The sequence below is a fragment of the Allofrancisella inopinata genome (assembly GCF_012222965.1).
GTDB classification, from domain to species: domain Bacteria; phylum Pseudomonadota; class Gammaproteobacteria; order Francisellales; family Francisellaceae; genus Francisella; species Francisella inopinata.
In genome coordinates, this window is record NZ_CP038241.1 from 148,746 (window position 1) to 167,842 (window position 19,097).

Genomic DNA, 19,097 nt, shown 5'->3' on the forward strand with positions numbered 1-19,097 from the left:
AGTAATTATCTCCTAATTTTTGCATGCTTATGCAGCTTTGATACTGGATTTTTGAGTTAAATATTTCTTTGGTACTCCAAATGTAGAAAAGATATTTTTCGATGAAATTTTGTAAATCTCTTTTTGCAGTAATTTATTTGCTATTACAGCATTTCTATATGCTCCTAAGCCTAAATCAGGTGTTCCTACACCATGAGTGTGCATTTCAGCATTTTGCACGAAAATATTTAGATTCGTGTCTTGAGTTACTAACTTATAATCTCTAGTTATATGTAGATTACCATTTTCGTCTTTGGTAATAAATTTCTCTATATTTGCAAGTGAGTGAGTAATATCTGATTTATAGCCAGTTGCTGCAATAACTCTGTCTGTCTTAATTAAGAAATCTTCATTTTGTTGGTTATGATAAAAAGAGCAGTTAAGTTTATCAGTATTGCAATCTATATTATGTAACTCACTATTTGAAATAAGTTCCGCTTTATTTTTATTTTGAACTGTTTCTTGATAAAGAACCTCATAAATATTAGATATGGTTTCTGCACTAATCCCTTTATAGAGTAAATCTTGTTCCATTAAAATATTAGGTTTCTTAGTTGTTGGAAGATTATAAAAATAATCAATGTATTCAGGTGAGAAGTGCTCTAAACCAAGTTTGGAGTATTCCATAGGGAAAAATCCTTTACTTCTTGTTACCCAGCTAATTTGAGTAGAGTCATTTTTTGATTTCATTAAATCTAAGAATATCTCACCAGCACTTTGTCCAGAGCCTATTAACGTTATATGCTGGTCTTTTAATACTTGATCCTTTATATTAAGATACTCACTGCTGTGGTGGACATTTTTTGTGTCAGAAAAATGAGATGGAAGGTGAGGTTTTGTTCCTAGACCTAATACAATGTTTTTTGCTAGATATTGTTGCTCTTCACCATTACTGTTTTTAACAGTGACATTCCAAGTTTCATTGCCTGAGACTTTTGAGTGTTCTATATTTGTAACTTCATAACCAAATTTACATGATTGACAGTTTTCAGCTACCCATAAGCAATAATCATTATATTCCTGTCTTTGAATAAAGAAATTTTCTTTAAAGTAGAATTTATAAAGACGACTTTTTTGATGTAAATAATTTAGAAAGCTAAAATTACTAGTTGGGTCAACCATTGTCACTAAGTCTGCAAGAAATGGTACTTGTAATGTTGTCCAATCCATCATCAAACCGGGATGCCAGCTAAAGCTTTCTTTTTTCTCAAAGAAAATACTATTTATAGGTTTTTCATTTAATAAAGCAGATAGCCCTAAGTTAAATGGTCCTATCCCTATTCCGATAACATCATAAATTTTCATAAATTTCCTTAAATGGGTTTTTTGTATCAACATAGATTGATTGCCTTGTTAATGGAGCTTGTAATTCATCAAGACCATTTAGTCTGGTAAGAAGATTAGCTTTTAATGGTAATTGATCCACACTTAGAAGTTTTTTTATAAACCTATCGCAAATTTGATATTTACTTGGAAAAATTTCAAAGAAATTGATAGTCATTTTTATTAGATCTAGTTCACTAATAAAGCCAGTATTCACTATTGTTTCTATAACAGAAATTAGTTGGTTAACTATAAAATAATAACAAAAATGATGATCTATGAAATCTTGAGAACCTTCACAGAGATCCTGAATATCACCAAAATTAGCTTCAATTAAACCTTTATGGTCTTTTATGTAATAGTATCCTTGGCTATCTCGATAAAAACTTTCGACAGGTAGACCATGCTCTAATTTGACCAGTAAATTTTGTTGATGGGCTTCTAAAGCAATTCCATATTTTGAATATAACCAAAGTATAGGAGCTATAGCTACACCAAGGTATGTTTCAAACCAGTAAAGAGCAGCATCATGGGTGTTAGAATTATTGTGAACACTAAAATATTGAATTAATGAGCTGATACGAGTTCTTTCATTAAATGGGTTTGGTTCAGTCAAGCTAGCAATACACGCTATATCATCTTGTGGATTAAAGTTAGCGTTACGAATAATACATATACTAGGGTCAAAAATTTTGTTATTTATCTTTATCGCTGAATAAGCTGGGTCTGTAATTAGGTTAAAGTAAGGAAACAGATTGTCTAAAATAGGCTTAAGGTGGTTTGTATAGAGCTTATGTACAGATATGCTTCTTTTACACTCTTTAGCAAGATTTACTCTTACAGAGTTTGTGATAGCAATATTTAGTGAAAATTTCAGCATAATATTAACTTCAGGGGAGTATACGGTTCTTACAGATGTTGTTGGGTAAAACCAGGGTCCAGTAATACCTATATCAATAATTTTATTGTCTGATTTGTATTCTTGAATTTCGCTTTGTTTAGCTAGGTAGGCGGCTTGCCATGGGTGGAGTATAAAAAGTTCATAATTCTCATTTATCTTTTTAGGAAGGTCATTTTCTGCTAAAAAATTTAGAAATAGTTCATTTGTAGTTTTGTCAAGTAAAGATTGTGTTTCTAAAACGCTTTTATCAACATACATATAATAAAGTTGCAATTTTCCATTTGTTTCGGGGGAGTATTTAATAAATTCAGCATCTGAGAAACCTTCTCTGCTTTTGGGATCGGGTTGTAATCTATGGCCTCTTAAAAGGTTTTGCTCATTTGTAATAAAAGGATTTTTATAGCCAAAAACCTCATCTAGTTTGTATTTTCTAGTTTGTAATATCTTAGCTATGTTTACCGTTGAATTTGATATTCTATTTATAATTTCATTATCATTAGTCTTATCGAGTTCTTTAGTAATTAAAAATACCGCCTCAAGTGGGTCTAGCTCTGATTTCCCTTCATCTTTAATGATATAGCAAGGTAGCTGCCATGACGGTGATCTTAAAATTGGAGAGACCTTTACTGAAATCTCAAACTTGGATTTAATAGTATCCAGCTCTATGCTAAAGCAGTAATTACCATTAGAGGTCTTATGTAATTTATAATTATCATATTCTCGATAATAGCAGTTAAGAAAATTTTTAAGGGTTATTTCATTGGCATATTTAATCATCATTATTTACTCCTATTTGATTTTTAAATAAATTGCCATATAGTTTTATTTGATTAAGACATTCAGTTACTAATTCCAATGTAACCATAGGATTGACAAGGGTAATCTTTAAGTATGTATTTCTATTTACTTTTGTTTGTGCAATAGCAAAGTTTCCACTATGAAAGATGGCTTTATGAATTTTGCTATTAATTGTATTTAGTGTTTCTTGGTTTGAATTTTCATCAAAATATCTAAAAACAATAGTATTAAGACTATTGTTAAGATGTTGAGTTTCTTTGAAAGCTAATTGTAGATTTTTATCTTCGCTAACAGTTTTGATACTTTTAGTTGTTGTTGCAATAATATGGTTAATCCATTCTGAAAATAATTTTGTTCCACTACATTTTAAGGCAATAGAGAGTTTAAGAGCATCAAATCTTCTAGTAGTTTGAATCGATTTATCTACTAGATTTATAGTGTCAAAACCATCTTTATCTGGATTAAGGTAGTCAGCATGGTAGCTAAGAAGTTTTAATATTGACTTATCTTTACAAAAGAAAGCTCCACAGCTGATAGGCTGAAAGAAGAGTTTGTGAAAATCAACGGTTACTGAATCAACTAATTCTAAACCATCAAGTCGATATTTGTGCTTATCTGACAAGAGTAAAGCTCCTCCAACAGCAGCATCAGCATGAAGCCAGATATTATTATCGTTTGCAATTTCTGCTATCTTTTTAATATTATCAATACATCCAAAATCAGTATCTCCTACAGTAGTAACTATACATATTGGTATTAGGTTTTGGGTTTTTAGGGTACTTATTCTAATTGTCAAGTCTTGTGTATCTAGTTGTAAATTATCATCTGTATTTACAATCTCAATACAGTTTTTACCTAAGCCTAAAAGGGCTAGTGACTTATGCACAGAGAAGTGTGTTTTTTCTGTGCATAGAACGCGAAATCTGTTAGCAATATCTGGCAAACCTTTATCTGCTACTTTATGGTTAAGAGTACTTTTGCAGAAATGATCTCTAGCTAAAAGTAAACCCATTAAGTTCGATTGTGTTCCTCCACTAGTAAATACCCCATCAGATAGATTATTATCATTATAGATTAATAAACTTAACCAGTTAATAATGTGTTGCTCTATGTATGTGGCAATAGGGCTTTGATCCCAAGAATCCATAGATTGATTTAAAGCTGATATGAATGTTTCAGCAACTAGTGATGGTACCATTACGGGGCAGTGTAGATGAGCCATCGACTTTGGAGAGTTTACGTTTAAAGAATGTTTAAAAATATCATTTAACTGCTCTTCAAGAACTATACTAATATCATTAGGGTATTCATCTATATCAAACTGGTTAGCTATTTTTTCTAAATCTTTTGCTGCTTTGGTGCTAAAAATCTCATTTCTTTTTAAATTATTGGAGATTATTTTCAAAGCTTTTTGTATGCTACTCTTATAGGTGTTAATGCTTTCATCAGAGCTATTTAAGAAATATTTATCAAGATCTAGGCTCATATATTTTCCTTAATCGAGCTTTCTAATATTTTAATTACTTGGTCAATTTGCTTTATTTCTATAGTAAGAGGAGGTAGGAATCTAAGAGTTGCTCCAAAGCGTCCTCCTAATTCGATAATAAGCCCCTTATCGAAACAGGTTTTTTTGATCTTTAAGGCTTTTTCTCCATCTGCAGGAAAACTTCCTATAATGTCTGGTTTAGATGTTGTATCTACAACTTCTACACCAATCATTAAGCCAGAACCTCGTACATCTCCGATGATGTTATATTTATTTTTTAATTCATTTAGTTTATCAAGTAGGTATTTGCCAGCTACCCTTACGTGTTCTAGAAATTCAGGTTTGTTAACTCTCTTTAAAACAATGCTACCGGCAACCATAGCTAACACATTACCTCTAAAAGTTCCTGTATGGGCTCCAGGACTCCATGTGTCTAAGTATTCTTTGTAAAGAATTACAGATATCGGTAAGCCCCCTCCTAGAGCTTTTGATAAAACTATTACATCAGGCTCGATACCAGCTTTTTCAAAGGCATACAAGTATCCTGTTCTACCTATACCACATTGAACTTCATCAACAATTAGAGGAATATCTAGCTCTTTAGTAATTTCTCTTATAGCTTTTAACCATTTAGATGGCGCCGGTATAGCTCCACCTTCGCCTTGTACTGGCTCTAAAATAATTGCAGCTGGTTTTTTTATGCCACTTTCTGGATCTTTCAATAAACGTGAAATCATTTGGATGTTTACATCAATGCTTTGTTCACCTTTTAGTCCAAAAGGGCAGCGATAAGCATATGGATAAGGTAAAAAATGCACATACGGAGTTAGACCATTAATATGTTGTTTTGGGCCCAAGTTCCCCATTAAAGATAGTGTTCCTTGTGTCATGCCATGATACGCACCATGAAAAGCTATTATAGTTTCTCTACCTGTTGCTGTTTTACATAGTTTAATAGCGGCTTCAACAGCATCAGCTCCACTAGGGCTACAAAACTGTACTTTCGTATTTCCATGGTAAGATTTAGGTAGTGTGTTTAGTAGATCATTCATAAAAGTATGCTTTTCTTTAGTAAGTAAGTCTAATGTGTGTATTGGCACTTTTTTACTTAAAGTCGAGGATAAGACATCTGTGATTTCAGAGTCATTATGTCCAAGGGCTATGCTGCCAGCTCCAGCTAAGCAATCAATATATACTTTTCCTTCAATATCTGTTAGGAAGATCCCTTGAGCTTTTTCTATCACTAGAGGATTTTTTCTTGGATAGCTTCTAGCATTAGATTCCCAATTATTTTGATCTTTTAACATAGTTTGTTGTATTGAGGTATTCATTATTTCTTTTTATCATAATTAATATTGATAATCATTATCATTTATATTATATTCTAATGCAATACTTAATTAGTAAATATTTTTAACTTTTCATGACAAAACAATTTAGTGTGGCAAAATTTGGTGGAACTAGTGTAGGTAATGTTTCAGCTATTCAAAAGTGCATAGAAATAGTAAATAGCAACAAAAATATAAAAATTATCGTTGTAAGTGCTCAAGCTGGGGTAACTAATCTACTTGAAAAACTTATAGTGAGTAATGTAGATAGTTATAAAGGACTTTTCCTTGAGCTTTATCAAATTATAGATCCTATAGTTGAGTATGTAGGTAATAATGAAGGGCTAAATATAGATGTTTTATTTAAAGAGCTTGAGGTTTCTTGTCAGAAGTTATACCAGAGTTACCCTTCTGACTTAAGTTTACACGCGCAAATATTATCTTTTGGTGAGAGAGTTTCTGCAGTCCTTTTTAATCAAGCTTTGAAAAAGAATGGTATAAGATCTTCACATATTGATGCAAGGAAAATTATAAAAACTGATAGTAATTATACTAGGGCAAAACCTTCACTAAAAGATATTAGTGATCAAACTAATCTTTATATGTCAGACCATGAAGAAGTAGTAGTTTTAGAAGGATTTATTGGTTCTAATGAAAAAAGTGAGACAACAGTTTTAGGTAGAGGTGGTAGTGATTATTCTGCAGCACTTATAGCTGAGGCTGTTAAAGCTGATTTACTATATATTTGGACAGATGTTGTTGGAATCCATCAGGTAGATCCAAGGTTAATACCTAAATCAAAAGTTATAAGAAAGATAAATTTTGATGAAGCTATTGAATTAACAAATTTTGGGGCAAAGGTTCTGCACCCTGATACACTTTGGCCGGTGATGCGAAGTGGTACAAAAGTATTTGTAGGCTCGACTTTTTTTCCAGAAAGAGGAGGTACTTATATCGAGAATGGACCAAAAGATAAAAAAAGTATAGTCAGAGCTATTACTGAACGAAAAAGTCAATCTCTAATAAAGGTGAAATTTTCTAATAATGATGTTTCAAGTGTAGTTTATCGGGTATTTTTGGTTTTAAAGAGGTATGGCGTCAGCCCAGATATAGTTAATCTAACAGAAACTTCCCTTTCTTTTGTTATCACTCAAGTTGGAGAGTCTATCGAGCAGTTAATAATTAAAGATTTAAATTTATTGGATGAAATAATTATAGATATAGATATAGAGCGTAACCTTTCACTAACAGCTATTGTAGGCAACAATTTAGATAAACTTCCAAAACTTTTAAATAAGGTTATAAAGGCTTCTAATATTTCTAATATAAAGTTGTCTGGTTATGGAGCTAATGGTAGTAGCTTATATTTATTAACAGATAGTAAGCATGTTTTGGAAAGAGTGTATAAGGCACTATTTTAGAGAGATCTAAGAATAAAGAAGAGAGGGTTTGTTGAAGTCTAATTTCATATTCGCAGCTTTTAGAAAGCATACCCTTGTCAAAATTTCTCAAAAGCTATTATCTACGAATGTTTGTTTCTTCTTAAAAGAATATAAAATAATGGGAGTGTTGCAAACTAAAATTATATGTTTCTAACTGTGTTAAAAATATTCTCAAAATGCTCATTTACTACATGTAAACTGCGCTTTTTCGAATATTTTTGCCTTGTTACCACCCATCTAATTCCAGCGTGCAACAGTCCCAATAATTAAATAACCAAAAAGAGAGATAAAAAATGAATTTAGTAACTCAATATAATGAGCATGGTGAAACAATGAGCAAGTTCTGTTGGTTAGCTGCTGCTGTAAATTTCCTAATAATAAAAAAAGGATTACATAAAAACTTAGTTTTAAATCAAATGAGAAATGCGATTACCAGCTCAAATTTTGACTTCAAAGAAAATTTTTTAAAATATATCAAAGATGGTATATCTATGTCAGATAATAATTTTAAAACTGATTTTATAACATTATTAAACAAAACTTTTGGTCTAAAGATAACTTTATTTGAGCCCAACGAAAAGTTTAATAAGATGGTTTTAAAAGAGAAAATAGCTTTTATAAAAGCTAATGAATTTATTTTACTAGGAAATAATAATCTAGGAGGAATGGTTAGTCGTTATCATGCTTTTCTTTTAATGAATGGTTATTTTTATGAGCAATATGATAGACCATTTATTACAAATGGCTTTGATGATTCTTCTAAAAACTACTCAAAATGCAGACATGGAGCTAAATTATGCCATGCAAGAGGTATATTACATGAGGCTTTGGAAGGTGATATTTACGGAGATATTTATTTACTTCCCACCTCAAATTATAAAATTTTAACTCCATATTGGAGAAGCTCGCATTATTATAGAAATGATTTTAGCTCTGATGATGAATTTGTATTGGTGACAACAGAAATGCTAGATTTTTTTAAATAAAGTTTAAAATAAAAAAATTATGTTATTATATTTTGCTCTTCTCATTTCATATAAGCACTTTTTCATATCAGGATAATAGTTTTAGAATTATAGACTCAAATAACAGTGTAATACCAGTTCCAACACATATTAGTACTTTCTAACTTTGTATTTCATACCTAATTTAATCCTTTAATATTTGCCAATAGCCACTGCTATTGCCTGCACATCAAAAACTTAAATTAGTCATAAACTCCTTTGGGATAAATGCAACAATTTATGTTGGAATTGGTATAAAATCTGACTAATCTGCTAAATTTATGTTTAGTAAAAAATACTCACCGACTTAATGTATGGTAGAAGTTTATTTCTTACCTTTTATTCCTTTAAAGGTTTTTTTACGTTTAGGAGTTGCTCTGAAAGAATTTTCTATTTTTGAAATACTTTCGGAAGTAGAAACAAAGTGATCGGCTTCTTCTTGACTTAAGTAATTTAGTTTATTATTTTTTGTTGAGTAAATAGCATTTATGATAATATTTTGGAGACACCATGGTAAATTCATTTTAAATAGGTCTCTAACGTATATTTTAAATATGAGATCAATAAAAAACTTAATCAATTTTTCCGATGAATTGAAACTGATTTCTCCAAATGTAGGGTCATAAATACTATTGTATTGTGATGTAATAACTAAGGAGTGTCCAGGAAGACCCTTTATTGATTTAATGCCTATTCTAATCGTTTCATATTTTTGAAGAGCAGCCTGTAAAATTGACTCTAAAGACTCTGTTTTTTCAGAGGAAATTTGTAGACTATCAACCTGTTTTTCATGTAATTCTATGTTTAAATCTTTTTTTTGTTGGTTGACGTAGTTATATAGAGTATCCATGCCTTTTTTTTGATATAAACCTTGATAAGTTTCAGCATTTGCAAATAGTTGGAGGTTATGATCAGTTTGGGTTTTTACTATAAATTTTTGATGAAAAGAAGCATTATTTTCATATAGTTTGTATATATAAAGGACTGATGCTCCAACACATACTCCACCAGTATATTGAGGAATAAATTCTGATTGGTCTTCAGGAAGATACCAGTAGTTTCCCTTAAAGTTAATACGTAAATATTGAGCTAAGTTAAACTGATTGCTATCTATATGTTTTAGGACTTGGTCAAAATATTGATCTTGCTCTTTATAACTAGAAAATTTAATTTGAAGAAGATAGCGTTCTTTCTGAAAATCATCATATGATTTGTAGTCTTTACTTTGTAACTTGTTGTAATTTTCGTATGTGCGTGAAAAAGTAGATGGAGCTACGACTTTGAGTTTTGGTAGCATCTTGTGTTCATAAAAACCCTCATTAACTGGAGTTACGGACTTTTGGGAAAAAGTTAAAGCGAAAAAGTTTTCTATGTGTTAATTTATAATTACATCAACTATGTTATGTTCTAAAAATGAAACAACGTGAATTAGCCAATCTATATACTGAATATTTATTATGTCAAAACTCCCAAGCAAGTGCGACAATGTGTTCAAGTATGTTAGATGAACTAGTAAAGCATGATAGTTTTTCTCGGATGTTAAAAGTTGGTAGTTATGAAAGTAAATATGTCTGGTTAAAAGGTAAAAGTATTTTAAACGCCTACAAAGATAAGCCAAAGATATTATCTATAGACAATACAATAAGTCCTAAATCTGATAGTATGGTCAATGAGGTAGTAAACTGGTTTTATGATCATTCTGTAGGTAGAGCAGTTAAAGGCATCAATCTTATTAGTGCTTTAATCCACGTTGGAGATGCTAATATTCCTGTAGGCTTTGAAGTACAAACTAAGGAAAACTTTGTAGTAGAAAAAGATAAAGCAGGTATGGAGCGCTTAAAGCGTAAAGCACGCTACACAATTAATGAACTGGCAAGAAAACTGATATTGAAAATTATTAAGAATTTCTCTAGTTTTGATTATATAGTAGCTGATAGATATTTTGCTTCTAAAACTAATTTGAAATTCTTTAACAAACATAAACTCTCGTATGTAATAGGTATAGCAAATAATCGTTTAGTTGCTAAGAGTAAAGCTAATGCTCTTGCTGGTAACTACTGTAGGTTAGATGAATTAGGATTGCTAGAAAATGAGGCTATGAAAATTTATTTAAAAGATATAAAATATAGTCTTGTGGTTACTCGCCAAGTCTTCAAAAACGGGGACAATTCAACAGGTGAGATTTATTTAATTACTAATGATCTAAACCTAGAGAGTAACCACATAGAAGATATCTATCAAAAAAGATGGAATATAGAAGTTTATCATCGAAGTATAAAACAAAACGCTAGTCTTGCTAAATCACCTACATCTGTAATTACTACTCAGCTTAACCATATAGGTTTATCTATAGGTGCATTTATTGAACTTGAAAAACTAAAACTTGCTTCAAATAAAAATCACTATGCGTTGAAAAGGAAAATGTTAATCGCCGCCAATCAAGCGAGTCATAGGGAAATTATAAAAATGAAAAAAATACTCAAAATGACTGCTTAAATTTAAAAGTCCGTAACTCCAGTCATTAATACCTGCAGTGAAATACTGAAAATCAGATGCTATTTCATATAATTTTGTGTATTTTGATGTATCATTTTTATATAAACTTTCAGCTAAAAAGTATATCCCAATACCTGCGTTATAGATTGGCTTTTTTAACTCTTCTTCTTTTGACGCCCTAAAATAAAATAAGATGTTATAAAAAGGCCAGAAATTATCACTGTAGCAAATTTTTGTATGTTTAATGCCATGAAAAGCCCTTCCTATAGTTGAAGATGTATCATTTTGTATCAGCCCACTAGAGTTTTTGATAACTAACTTATATTTATGACCTTGCTTTATATTACTTAAAAATAAAAGGTTTTCCTGTATATTGGATATTACTTTCTTTAAAATTTCTTCCTTTGACATTTAAGATTTATCCTTTTTTAGAGTCATCTAAGCTAAATTGTTGGGACATTTATGTATCCAAAATTTTGTTGTAAAATTATTTCCTTCGACAAGCTTTACATTTGACATATATATTAAGGTTGTGATCTATAATTTCTGCACCTAATGACTCAACTATTTGCTTTTGAAGTTTTTCAATTTCTTCACTATAAAACTCTTGTATCTTATTACATTTGATGCAGATTATATGATCGTGATGACCTCCTTGATTTAGCTCATACATTACTTGCTCGTTATCAAGCTTAAGTCGATTTATTATGCCGGCTGATTCAAATTGTCCTAAAACTCTATACACTGTTGCAATACCAATGCTACTACCTTGAGATTTAAGTTTAGAGAAAACATCATCAGGACTCAGGTGTTTATCTTTATTTTCCTCAAATAATTTTAGTATTTCTAAACGTGGTTGGGTAATTTTAAAGCCAAATTCTTTCAGATCTAGATTTTTTGAGTTCATCTTTTCTTTTTTTGGGCTGAAGCTTAATAGATTTTGACATAATTGTAAGTGTTATTGCAAATATTTACCCTTGCTAAGATGATTTATTATTCGTTATCTATGAGAATTTTGTATAGAATTAAAGACTGGAAAGTAAGGGAGGTAAAGGCGTATTTCGTTTTATATACTACACGTGAGTATACCTTTTGTATCTCATTTCTTTCTTCTATTTTTGACATCTAATGTGTCCCAAATTGACGGGATAGATCATAGGTAGCTATTGGTAATATTGGGTCAATGACTATAAGAATAAACTAAAAAATGTTTTATCAAACTACTTCTTAAATAATTTAGATGCGTTTACCCTGTATCCGGCTGCTGTTATTTTGTACTTAATTTTCAATTGTGGTATCATATTGAGATAACCTATTTATGAAAATTCTTCCTATGACTACAAATGTTTACTTAGAATTTGCTCCGATATTAATATTTTTAATTATAGCCTTTGCTGTGGGTGTTGTTTTTGCTGTAGCTGGTAAGGTTATTTCGATTATTGTAGGTGCAAATAACCCAAGTAAGAGTAAAAATGAAACGTTTGAGTGTGGTTTTCCAACTTTTGGAGATGCTAGAGAAAAACTAGACGTTCGATTTTACTTAGTTGCAGTATTATTTTTAGTTTTTGATTTGGAGTTGGCTTTTATTATCCCTTGGGGAATAAACCTAAGAGCAACAGCTACAACACCGGCAATATCTAACCATGCATTTTTTGCAATGATTATATTTTTAACAGTGCTATTTTTAGGCTTGATTTATGGTTGGAAGAAAGGGGCTTTAGAATGGGAATAAGTAACGAAAATAAGGGTTTTATCACAGCTAGTGCGGATGCTCTTATAAACTGGGTGCGTACAGGCTCTATGTGGCCGGTAACTACAGGTCTAGCTTGTTGTGCAGTAGAGATGATGCACGCTGGTGCTGCTAGATATGACTTGGATAGGTTTGGTGTTGTTTTTAGACCTTCACCAAGACAATCTGATGTTCTTATAGTGGCTGGTACCCTCTGTAATAAAATGGCTCCAGCTTTAAGACAAGTTTATGATCAGATGCCAGACCCTAAATGGGTAATATCTATGGGTTCCTGTGCAAATGGTGGTGGCTATTACCATTACTCATATTCTGTTGTTAGAGGATGTGATAGGATTGTGCCAGTGGATATTTATGTTCCAGGTTGCCCGCCTACTGCTGAGGCACTGGTTTATGGGATTATCCAGTTACAGAATAAGATTATTAGAACAAATACTATAGCGAGGAAATAGTTGTGAGTATTCCTTTACATCCTCATTTAGAGAATATTAAAAAGGTTCTAGAAGGATTTGATGTTTATTGTTGTATTGCTCACAAAGAAATAAATATAGCTATAAAACATCAAAAAGACATATATCAAGTATTGCAGAAGCTAAAAGAAGGGTATTCTTTTGAGCAGTTAAGTGATGTTACAGCAGTTGATTACTTGACATATGGTCAAACTGATTGGCAGGTTGGAAAAGAAGTTTCTCAAACAGGGTTTTCTCGTGGCCGCCAGCAAGGATTTGTAGAAAGTGGCTTTGATAACAGGTTTGAAGTCATATATCAGCTTTTAAGTATGAAGAATAATGTACGTGTCAGAGTTAAGTGTAAACTAAAAGATGCTCAAATTATCATCGTAGACTCTGTAAATGATTTATGGCCTTCAGCAAACTGGGCTGAAAGAGAAGTCTATGACATGTTTGGTATTTACTTTAATAACCATCCAGATCTAAGGCGGGTGCTTACTGATTATGGTTTTGTGGGGCATCCATTAAGAAAAGACTTTCCACAAACTGGTTATGTTGAAATGCGATATGATGAAAATCTTGGTAAAGTGGTTTATGAACCTGTAGAGATTGATGATAGGGTTAATACTCCTAGAGTCATTCGTGACAAATAATTTATGGATTTGTGATAATGGCAGAATATAAAAACTATACGTTAAATTTCGGACCTGTTCACCCTGCAGCACACGGTGTATTAAGACTTATATTAGAACTTGATGGTGAAACTGTAGTTAGAGCCGATCCACATGTGGGGCTATTACATAGAGGTACGGAAAAACTAGCTGAATTTAAACCATATAACCACAGTATAGGCTATATGGATAGGTTAGATTATGTATCGATGATGTGTAATGAGCATGCTTATGTCATGGCTATAGAAAAATTACTTACTTTGGAAATTCCAGAAAGAGCAAAGTATATCAGAGTAATGTTTGCTGAAATGACAAGAATTTTAAATCATCTTTTATGGGTTGCTGCCTGTGGAATTGATTTGGGAGCAATGACAGTATTTCTGTATGCTTTTAGAGTCAGAGAGGATCTTTTTGACTGTTATGAGGCAGTTTCAGGTGCTAGAATGCACGCAACTTATTTTAGGCCTGGTGGGGTAGCAAGAGATTTGCCTAACCAAATGCCACAGTATGAAAAAAGTCGATTCTCTAGCAAAAGAAAGACTAAAAAAATGAACAAGTCAAGACAAGGAAGTATGCTAGATTTTCTAGACTATTTTGTTGTAGATTTTGATAAATCATTAGGTGAAATTGATACTTTACTTACTGATAATAGGCTTTGGAAGCAAAGAACAGTTGATATAGGTGTTGTAACTGCAGACAGAGCAAAAGCTCTTGGTTTTACAGGGCCGATGCTAAGAGGTAGTGGTGTGGCTTGGGATCTTAGAAAATCACAACCATATGAAGTGTATGATAAGCTTGATTTTGATATTCCTATAGGAAAAAATGGCGACTGCTATGACAGGTATCTAGTCAGAATGGCAGAGATGCGGGAGTCTAATAAAGTTATAAAACAGTGTATAGATTGGCTAAGAGCTAATCCAGGTCCAGTTTTATCTGACAATTATAAGATTGCTCCCCCAAGCAGAAATGCTATGAAAAATGGTATGGAAGAATTGATTCATCATTTTAAACTTTTTTCTGAAGGATATTGTACCCCGGAGGGTGAGGTATATGTTGGAACTGAGCATCCAAAAGGTGAATTTGGAGTGTATATCAAATCAGATGGTGCAAATAAGCCATACAGATTGAAAATGAGAGCACCTGGTTTTGCTCATATTAGTGCTATGGATGAAATGTTATCTGGGCATATGTTAGCTGATACTCCAGCTATCATTTCGACAATAGATGTTGTGTTTGGTGATGTAGATAGGTAGAAAATAATGTCTTTAATAGAACTAATACCGCCACAAGCGAGAGAAGAATTAGAAAGAGTTTTAAGTAAATTTCCTGCAGATCAAAGAAGATCTGCTATTTTAGAAGGTTTACATGTATTGCAAGATAGTAATGGTGGCTACCTAACTGATGATTTGCAAACTGCTTTGGCGGAATATTTGCAAGTTAGTAAGGTGGATGTTTATGAGGTTGCTACATTTTATTGTATGTATAACCTAGAACCAGTTGGTAGACATAAGCTTAATTTATGCACCAATGTATCATGTATGTTAAATGGAGCTTATGATATTTTGGCTCATATTGAAAAAAGGTTAGGAATTAAGCCTGGTCAAACAACAAATGATGGTAGGATAACTCTAAAAGAAGTTGAGTGCCAAGGAGCTTGCTGTGGTTCACCTATGCTAGAGGTGGATAAGGTTTTTTATGAAAATATAACTATAGATAAAGTGAATCAGATAATTGATTCTTTGGAGTAAAAATGGCTAATGAAGTTTGTTTTCGTACCCTGCATTTAGATAAGCCATACAGCTTGGAGTCTTACTTATCTGTGGGAGGATACTCTTATTGGAACAAGATCTTAACCGAAAAGATTCCGCCAGAACAAATTATAGAACAGTTAAAGATCTCTGGATTAAGAGGTAGGGGTGGTGCAGGATTCCCAACTGGCTTAAAATGGAGCTTTATGCCTCGTAGTTTACCGGGTCAAAAGTATGTAGTTTGTAACTCCGATGAGGGTGAGCCAGGTACTTGTAAGGATAGAGAGATACTTAGAAATAATCCTCACCAACTTATAGAAGGAATGGCTATAGCTGGGTATGTTGTAGGGGCAACAGTAGGTTACAATTATACGCGAGGAGAGTTTTATGAACCTATCGCAAGATTTGAGGACGCTCTTATAGAGGCGTATCAGACTGGGTTGTTAGGTTCTAATATTAAGTCTTCAGGTATTTCTTTTGATCTTTATTCAGCAGTTGGCGCAGGAGCATATATTTGTGGTGAAGAAACAGCGCTTTTAGAGTCGCTTGAAGGAAAAAAAGGGCGTCCAAGGTTTAAGCCGCCATTTCCAGCATTTAAAGGATTGTATGGTAAACCAACAAATATCAATAATACAGAAACTTATGCCTCAGTACCTGCTATACTACAGCATGGAGGAGAGTGGTTTAAGAATTTAGGAACAGAAAAAAGTGGTGGTACCAAGCTTTTTTGTGTTTCTGGGCATGTGAAACAACAAAGAGTTGTTGAAATTAGCTTAGGCACACCGTTTAGTGAGCTTTTGGATATGTGTGGTGGTGTGCGAAATGGCAAGAAACTAAAAGCAGTAATTCCTGGGGGAAGTTCATCTCAGATATTAACTGGTGAAGAAATGATGAAAGTGAATATGGATTATGAGTCAATTTCTGCAGCCGGATCAATGTTGGGATCAGGAGCAGTAGTGGTATTGGATGAAACTGTTTGTATAGTTAAAACTTTAGCAAGATTAGCAGACTTTTATTATGAAGAGTCTTGTGGTCAATGTACACCATGCCGTGAAGGTACAGGGTGGTTATCTCGCACGTTACATAGAATAATTGCTGGCGAAGGAAAACCAGAAGATATAGATACTTTAGTAAGAGTAGCTACAAATATAGAAGGTAATACTATCTGTGGTTTAGGTGATGCAGCAGCATGGCCAGTACAGAGCTATATACGCAAATTCAGAGAAGAGTTTGTTTATATGATTGAAAATAATGGTAAAAGTATTGTGGATCAATAGTTGATTGGAGTGGTTCTGTGTCAGACAATAAAGAGTCCAAAAAAATAAATATAGAGATTGATGGTAAAAGTTATGAAGCCTTACCTAATCAATCTATAATTGAGATAGCTGATGCTAATGGTATTTATATCCCTAGGTTTTGTTATCATAAAAAATTATCTGTAGCAGCGAATTGCCGTATGTGTTTGGTTGATGTAGAGGGTGCAAGACGTTCATCCCCTGCATGTGCTACACCTGTTATGGATGGTATGAAGGTCAAAACTCGTTCTGAGACAGCTCTTCAAATGCAGAAAGATGTGATGGAGTTTTTACTTATAAACCATCCTCTTGATTGCCCAATATGTGACCAAGGTGGTGAATGTGAGCTACAAGATATAGCCATGGGTTATGGCAAAACGGCATCTGACTATAAAGAGTCTAAAAGAGCTGTGGCTAATCCAAACCTTGGACCACTTGTTGCAACTGATATGACTAGATGTATATTGTGTACACGTTGCGTTCGTTTTGGTGAAGAGGTTGCAGGGGTTAAAGAATTAGGTGTTATGGGTCGAGCAGATCATTCTGAAATCAGTACTTACATCTCTGGAGATATGGTTAATTCAGAAGTTTCTGGTAACGTTATAGACCTTTGTCCAGTTGGAGCACTTACATCTAAGCCATTTAGATTTAAGGCAAGAGCATGGGAATTAAAACAGTTTCCAACAGTATCTGCCGGGGATGGTTTAGCCATAGATATTAATGCTCACGTATACCAGAATAGACTTGTAAGAGTTGTACCAGCAGAAAACCAGATAACAGGTACATGGATAGCTGATAGAGATAGATTTGAGTACACTGGTTTGTACAGCGAAGATAGAATTCAGCAACCAATGATTAAAAAATCTGGTAGTTGGGTCGAAGTTTCTTGGGAAGAAGCTCTGGACTTTGTGAAAGTTGCTATCGAGCATACAAGAGAAAAATATACAGCTGATAGTATATCTGCTATTGTCTCAGAAACATCCACATCTGAAGAAATGTTTTTGATGAAAAAGCTAATTCAAGCTTTAGGTTCTTCTAATATAGATGCTAGGATTAGACAGTTTACTAATTCTGCAGGAGTTAGTTCTGGTAAAGGGCTTAGCTGCTCATATGATGATATTAAAAATAGTGATTTTATTCTTATTTTGGGCTCTAATGTTAGAAAAGAATACCCACTAATAAATATTGCTATTAAGGAAGCTGTTGAGAAAAATTCAGCTAAAGCCGTTGCATGGAATATTTGTGATTATGATTTTAATTATAGTGTAAGTCAGGTTAAATTAGCAGCTGATCACATTCGCTATATAACTTTATCTCTTTTAAAGGCTATCTTTGTTAGAGCAAATATTGCTTATGGTGAGCTAAATGATATTTTGAGAAAAGTCGATCCCGCAGGTGAGGTTAGAGATGTTGCAGATAGGATAATTGCTGCAAATAATCCTAAGATTATAATTGGCCAAGATATAGTAAATAATAACTGTTTTGAAACAGTGTTTAGTATATTTGCGATACTTGAAAAAGTTACACATGTAAGAGGAGGCTTTTTAGCTAGTAATGTTAACTCTGTAGCAGCTGATAGAATTCTAAGTTCATCTAAAGCTGATTTTAGTACTTATAAGTGCTTGAATGGACAAACAAAGACAAAACTTCTACTTACTACTCACACAGAGCTTTCCAAGGATGCTTTATATGGTGAAGATAAACTTAAGCAGGCTCTAGAAGAGATAGATGTTGTTGTAAGCTTTACCTCTTTTGCAGACAAGTTTACTAAAGAGGTTTCAGATATAATCATTCCAGTAGCTACTCATTATGAGACGCAAGGTAGTTTTATTGATATTTTCGGTAATAAAAAAGAGTTCAAGCAAGCTGTCAAACCATATGCCGATAATAAAGAACTTTGGAGAATCTTAAGAGTCTTGGGTAATTTATTAGGTTTAGAAGGTTTTGAGTATAATACTATTACAGAAATTTCAGATGATACTTATAATTTTCGAGCGCGTGTTACTCCAAATCATGTGAGACAAATTCTTAATACTGACCTTGATTATGAAAAAAGCGTAGCTTTTGTAGCCTCTAACTCTATGTATGATTCCTCAAGCTTACTTAGAAGAGCTAAGCCACTCCAACAGACCCAAGACGCACAAAGATTCAAGGGTGTTAGAATATCTCAGGCTCTAGCAAGTGAGCTAGGTTTACAAGACACTCAGGCAAGTATAAAAATCTACAATATAGATAATGAATTACAGTTAGATGTAATGGTTGATAAGAGCCTTCATTCTAAAAACTTTATGCTACCAAGAAGCTTAAATAAAGCTTTCATCCATAACGATAATATAAATATTAAAATTGTTGCTCAAGGAGGAGAATAGG

Annotated in this window: 17 protein-coding genes; 10 read left to right on the plus strand and 7 right to left on the minus strand. The window is 32.8% G+C overall.

The genetic code is table 11. The features are described 5' to 3' along the window. Positions 1-27: 27 nt before the first annotated feature. Genes E4K63_RS00660 through E4K63_RS00675 form a run of 4 tightly spaced genes read right to left on the minus strand, consistent with a single transcriptional unit; the run spans position 28 to position 5,878 of the window. Positions 28-1,344, minus strand: a complete 1,317-nt coding sequence (locus E4K63_RS00660) for a lysine N(6)-hydroxylase/L-ornithine N(5)-oxygenase family protein (protein WP_133942259.1) — start codon at positions 1,342-1,344, stop codon at positions 28-30. Beyond that, on the minus strand, positions 1,331-3,043 hold the full coding sequence (locus tag E4K63_RS00665) for an IucA/IucC family protein (RefSeq protein ID WP_243830501.1): 1,713 nt from the start codon (positions 3,041-3,043) through the stop codon (positions 1,331-1,333). The genes E4K63_RS00660 and E4K63_RS00665 overlap by 14 nt, the downstream gene beginning before the upstream one ends. Further along, positions 3,033-4,547 carry a pyridoxal phosphate-dependent decarboxylase family protein gene (locus E4K63_RS00670; protein WP_133942260.1) on the minus strand — a complete coding sequence of 505 codons (1,515 nt, stop codon included), beginning with the start codon at positions 4,545-4,547 and terminating at the stop codon, positions 3,033-3,035. Before E4K63_RS00670 ends, E4K63_RS00665 begins: the two co-directional genes overlap by 11 nt. Continuing rightward, a complete protein-coding gene (locus tag E4K63_RS00675) occupies positions 4,544-5,878 on the minus strand; it encodes a diaminobutyrate--2-oxoglutarate transaminase family protein (protein WP_133942261.1) in 1,335 nt (444 codons plus the stop codon). The genes E4K63_RS00670 and E4K63_RS00675 overlap by 4 nt, the downstream gene beginning before the upstream one ends. A gap of 92 nt (positions 5,879-5,970) precedes the next feature. On the opposite strand from E4K63_RS00675, the gene E4K63_RS00680 reads away from it, so the two are divergent. Both E4K63_RS00680 and E4K63_RS00685 read left to right on the plus strand, forming a co-directional pair. After that, a complete protein-coding gene (locus E4K63_RS00680) occupies positions 5,971-7,296 on the plus strand; it encodes an aspartate kinase (RefSeq protein ID WP_133942262.1) in 1,326 nt (441 codons plus the stop codon). A 314-nt stretch (positions 7,297-7,610) separates the two neighbouring features. Continuing rightward, a complete protein-coding gene (locus E4K63_RS00685; protein ID WP_133942263.1) occupies positions 7,611-8,303 on the plus strand; it encodes a hypothetical protein in 693 nt (230 codons plus the stop codon). 343 nt (positions 8,304-8,646) lie between these two features. Here E4K63_RS00685 and E4K63_RS00690 read toward each other — a convergent pair whose 3' ends face one another. After that, complete coding sequence (locus E4K63_RS00690; protein WP_133942264.1) at positions 8,647-9,618, minus strand: hypothetical protein; 972 nt, start codon at positions 9,616-9,618, stop codon at positions 8,647-8,649. 116 nt (positions 9,619-9,734) lie between these two features. On the opposite strand from E4K63_RS00690, the gene E4K63_RS00695 reads away from it, so the two are divergent. Further along, positions 9,735-10,817 carry an IS701 family transposase gene (locus E4K63_RS00695; RefSeq protein ID WP_179965672.1) on the plus strand — a complete coding sequence of 361 codons (1,083 nt, stop codon included), beginning with the start codon at positions 9,735-9,737 and terminating at the stop codon, positions 10,815-10,817. On the opposite strand, the gene E4K63_RS00700 is transcribed toward E4K63_RS00695, so the two are convergent. Beyond that, the gene (locus tag E4K63_RS00700) at positions 10,746-11,228 is read right to left on the minus strand and encodes a hypothetical protein (protein WP_133942365.1); all 483 of its coding nucleotides are present in this window, start codon (positions 11,226-11,228) and stop codon (positions 10,746-10,748) included. The genes E4K63_RS00695 and E4K63_RS00700 overlap by 72 nt on opposite strands. Before the next feature lie 76 nt (positions 11,229-11,304). Further along, positions 11,305-11,724, minus strand: a complete 420-nt coding sequence (locus E4K63_RS00705; RefSeq protein WP_133942366.1) for a Fur family transcriptional regulator — start codon at positions 11,722-11,724, stop codon at positions 11,305-11,307. 426 nt (positions 11,725-12,150) lie between these two features. Here E4K63_RS00705 and ndhC point away from each other — a divergent pair, with 426 nt between their 5' ends. From ndhC to nuoG, 7 genes are read left to right on the plus strand one after another with little or no spacing between them, the layout of a single operon-like run. Further along, positions 12,151-12,549, plus strand: coding sequence for an NADH-quinone oxidoreductase subunit A (gene ndhC / locus E4K63_RS00710; protein WP_133942390.1), 399 nt, complete (start codon positions 12,151-12,153; stop codon positions 12,547-12,549). Continuing rightward, positions 12,540-13,016, plus strand: coding sequence for a NuoB/complex I 20 kDa subunit family protein (locus E4K63_RS00715; RefSeq protein ID WP_035720791.1), 477 nt, complete (start codon positions 12,540-12,542; stop codon positions 13,014-13,016). Before ndhC ends, E4K63_RS00715 begins: the two co-directional genes overlap by 10 nt. Continuing rightward, complete coding sequence (locus tag E4K63_RS00720) at positions 13,013-13,666, plus strand: NADH-quinone oxidoreductase subunit C (RefSeq protein ID WP_133942367.1); 654 nt, start codon at positions 13,013-13,015, stop codon at positions 13,664-13,666. The genes E4K63_RS00715 and E4K63_RS00720 overlap by 4 nt, the downstream gene beginning before the upstream one ends. Positions 13,667-13,683: 17 nt before the next feature. Further along, on the plus strand, positions 13,684-14,937 hold the full coding sequence (locus tag E4K63_RS00725; protein ID WP_133942368.1) for an NADH-quinone oxidoreductase subunit D: 1,254 nt from the start codon (positions 13,684-13,686) through the stop codon (positions 14,935-14,937). Between the two features lie 6 nt (positions 14,938-14,943). Beyond that, positions 14,944-15,432, plus strand: coding sequence for an NADH-quinone oxidoreductase subunit NuoE family protein (locus tag E4K63_RS00730; RefSeq protein ID WP_133942369.1), 489 nt, complete (start codon positions 14,944-14,946; stop codon positions 15,430-15,432). Positions 15,433-15,434: 2 nt separating this feature from the next. Further along, positions 15,435-16,709 carry an NADH-quinone oxidoreductase subunit NuoF gene (gene nuoF, locus E4K63_RS00735; protein WP_133942370.1) on the plus strand — a complete coding sequence of 425 codons (1,275 nt, stop codon included), beginning with the start codon at positions 15,435-15,437 and terminating at the stop codon, positions 16,707-16,709. Between the two features lie 17 nt (positions 16,710-16,726). Beyond that, positions 16,727-19,096 (plus strand): NADH-quinone oxidoreductase subunit NuoG, encoded by a 2,370-nt coding sequence (nuoG, locus tag E4K63_RS00740; RefSeq protein ID WP_133942371.1) that lies wholly within the window; start codon positions 16,727-16,729, stop codon positions 19,094-19,096. Position 19,097: the final 1 nt, after the last annotated feature.

What these genes read in the sequence shown, in the direction of transcription:
- E4K63_RS00700 (WP_133942365.1), bottom strand. Translation starts at nt 11,228, where the DNA reads ATGTCAAAGGAAGAAATTTTAAAGAAAGTAATATCCAATATACAGGAA.
- E4K63_RS00685 (WP_133942263.1), top strand. Translation starts at nt 7,611, where the DNA reads ATGAATTTAGTAACTCAATATAATGAGCATGGTGAAACAATGAGCAAG.
- E4K63_RS00680 (WP_133942262.1), top strand. Translation starts at nt 5,971, where the DNA reads ATGACAAAACAATTTAGTGTGGCAAAATTTGGTGGAACTAGTGTAGGT.
- E4K63_RS00690 (WP_133942264.1), bottom strand. Translation starts at nt 9,618, where the DNA reads ATGCTACCAAAACTCAAAGTCGTAGCTCCATCTACTTTTTCACGCACA.
- E4K63_RS00725 (WP_133942368.1), top strand. Translation starts at nt 13,684, where the DNA reads ATGGCAGAATATAAAAACTATACGTTAAATTTCGGACCTGTTCACCCT.
- E4K63_RS00695 (WP_179965672.1), top strand. Translation starts at nt 9,735, where the DNA reads ATGAAACAACGTGAATTAGCCAATCTATATACTGAATATTTATTATGT.
- E4K63_RS00715 (WP_035720791.1), top strand. Translation starts at nt 12,540, where the DNA reads ATGGGAATAAGTAACGAAAATAAGGGTTTTATCACAGCTAGTGCGGAT.
- E4K63_RS00675 (WP_133942261.1), bottom strand. Translation starts at nt 5,878, where the DNA reads ATGAATACCTCAATACAACAAACTATGTTAAAAGATCAAAATAATTGG.
- E4K63_RS00705 (WP_133942366.1), bottom strand. Translation starts at nt 11,724, where the DNA reads ATGAACTCAAAAAATCTAGATCTGAAAGAATTTGGCTTTAAAATTACC.
- ndhC (WP_133942390.1), top strand. Translation starts at nt 12,151, where the DNA reads ATGACTACAAATGTTTACTTAGAATTTGCTCCGATATTAATATTTTTA.
- E4K63_RS00670 (WP_133942260.1), bottom strand. Translation starts at nt 4,547, where the DNA reads ATGAGCCTAGATCTTGATAAATATTTCTTAAATAGCTCTGATGAAAGC.
- E4K63_RS00665 (WP_243830501.1), bottom strand. Translation starts at nt 3,043, where the DNA reads ATGATGATTAAATATGCCAATGAAATAACCCTTAAAAATTTTCTTAAC.
- nuoF (WP_133942370.1), top strand. Translation starts at nt 15,435, where the DNA reads ATGGCTAATGAAGTTTGTTTTCGTACCCTGCATTTAGATAAGCCATAC.
- E4K63_RS00730 (WP_133942369.1), top strand. Translation starts at nt 14,944, where the DNA reads ATGTCTTTAATAGAACTAATACCGCCACAAGCGAGAGAAGAATTAGAA.
- E4K63_RS00660 (WP_133942259.1), bottom strand. Translation starts at nt 1,344, where the DNA reads ATGAAAATTTATGATGTTATCGGAATAGGGATAGGACCATTTAACTTA.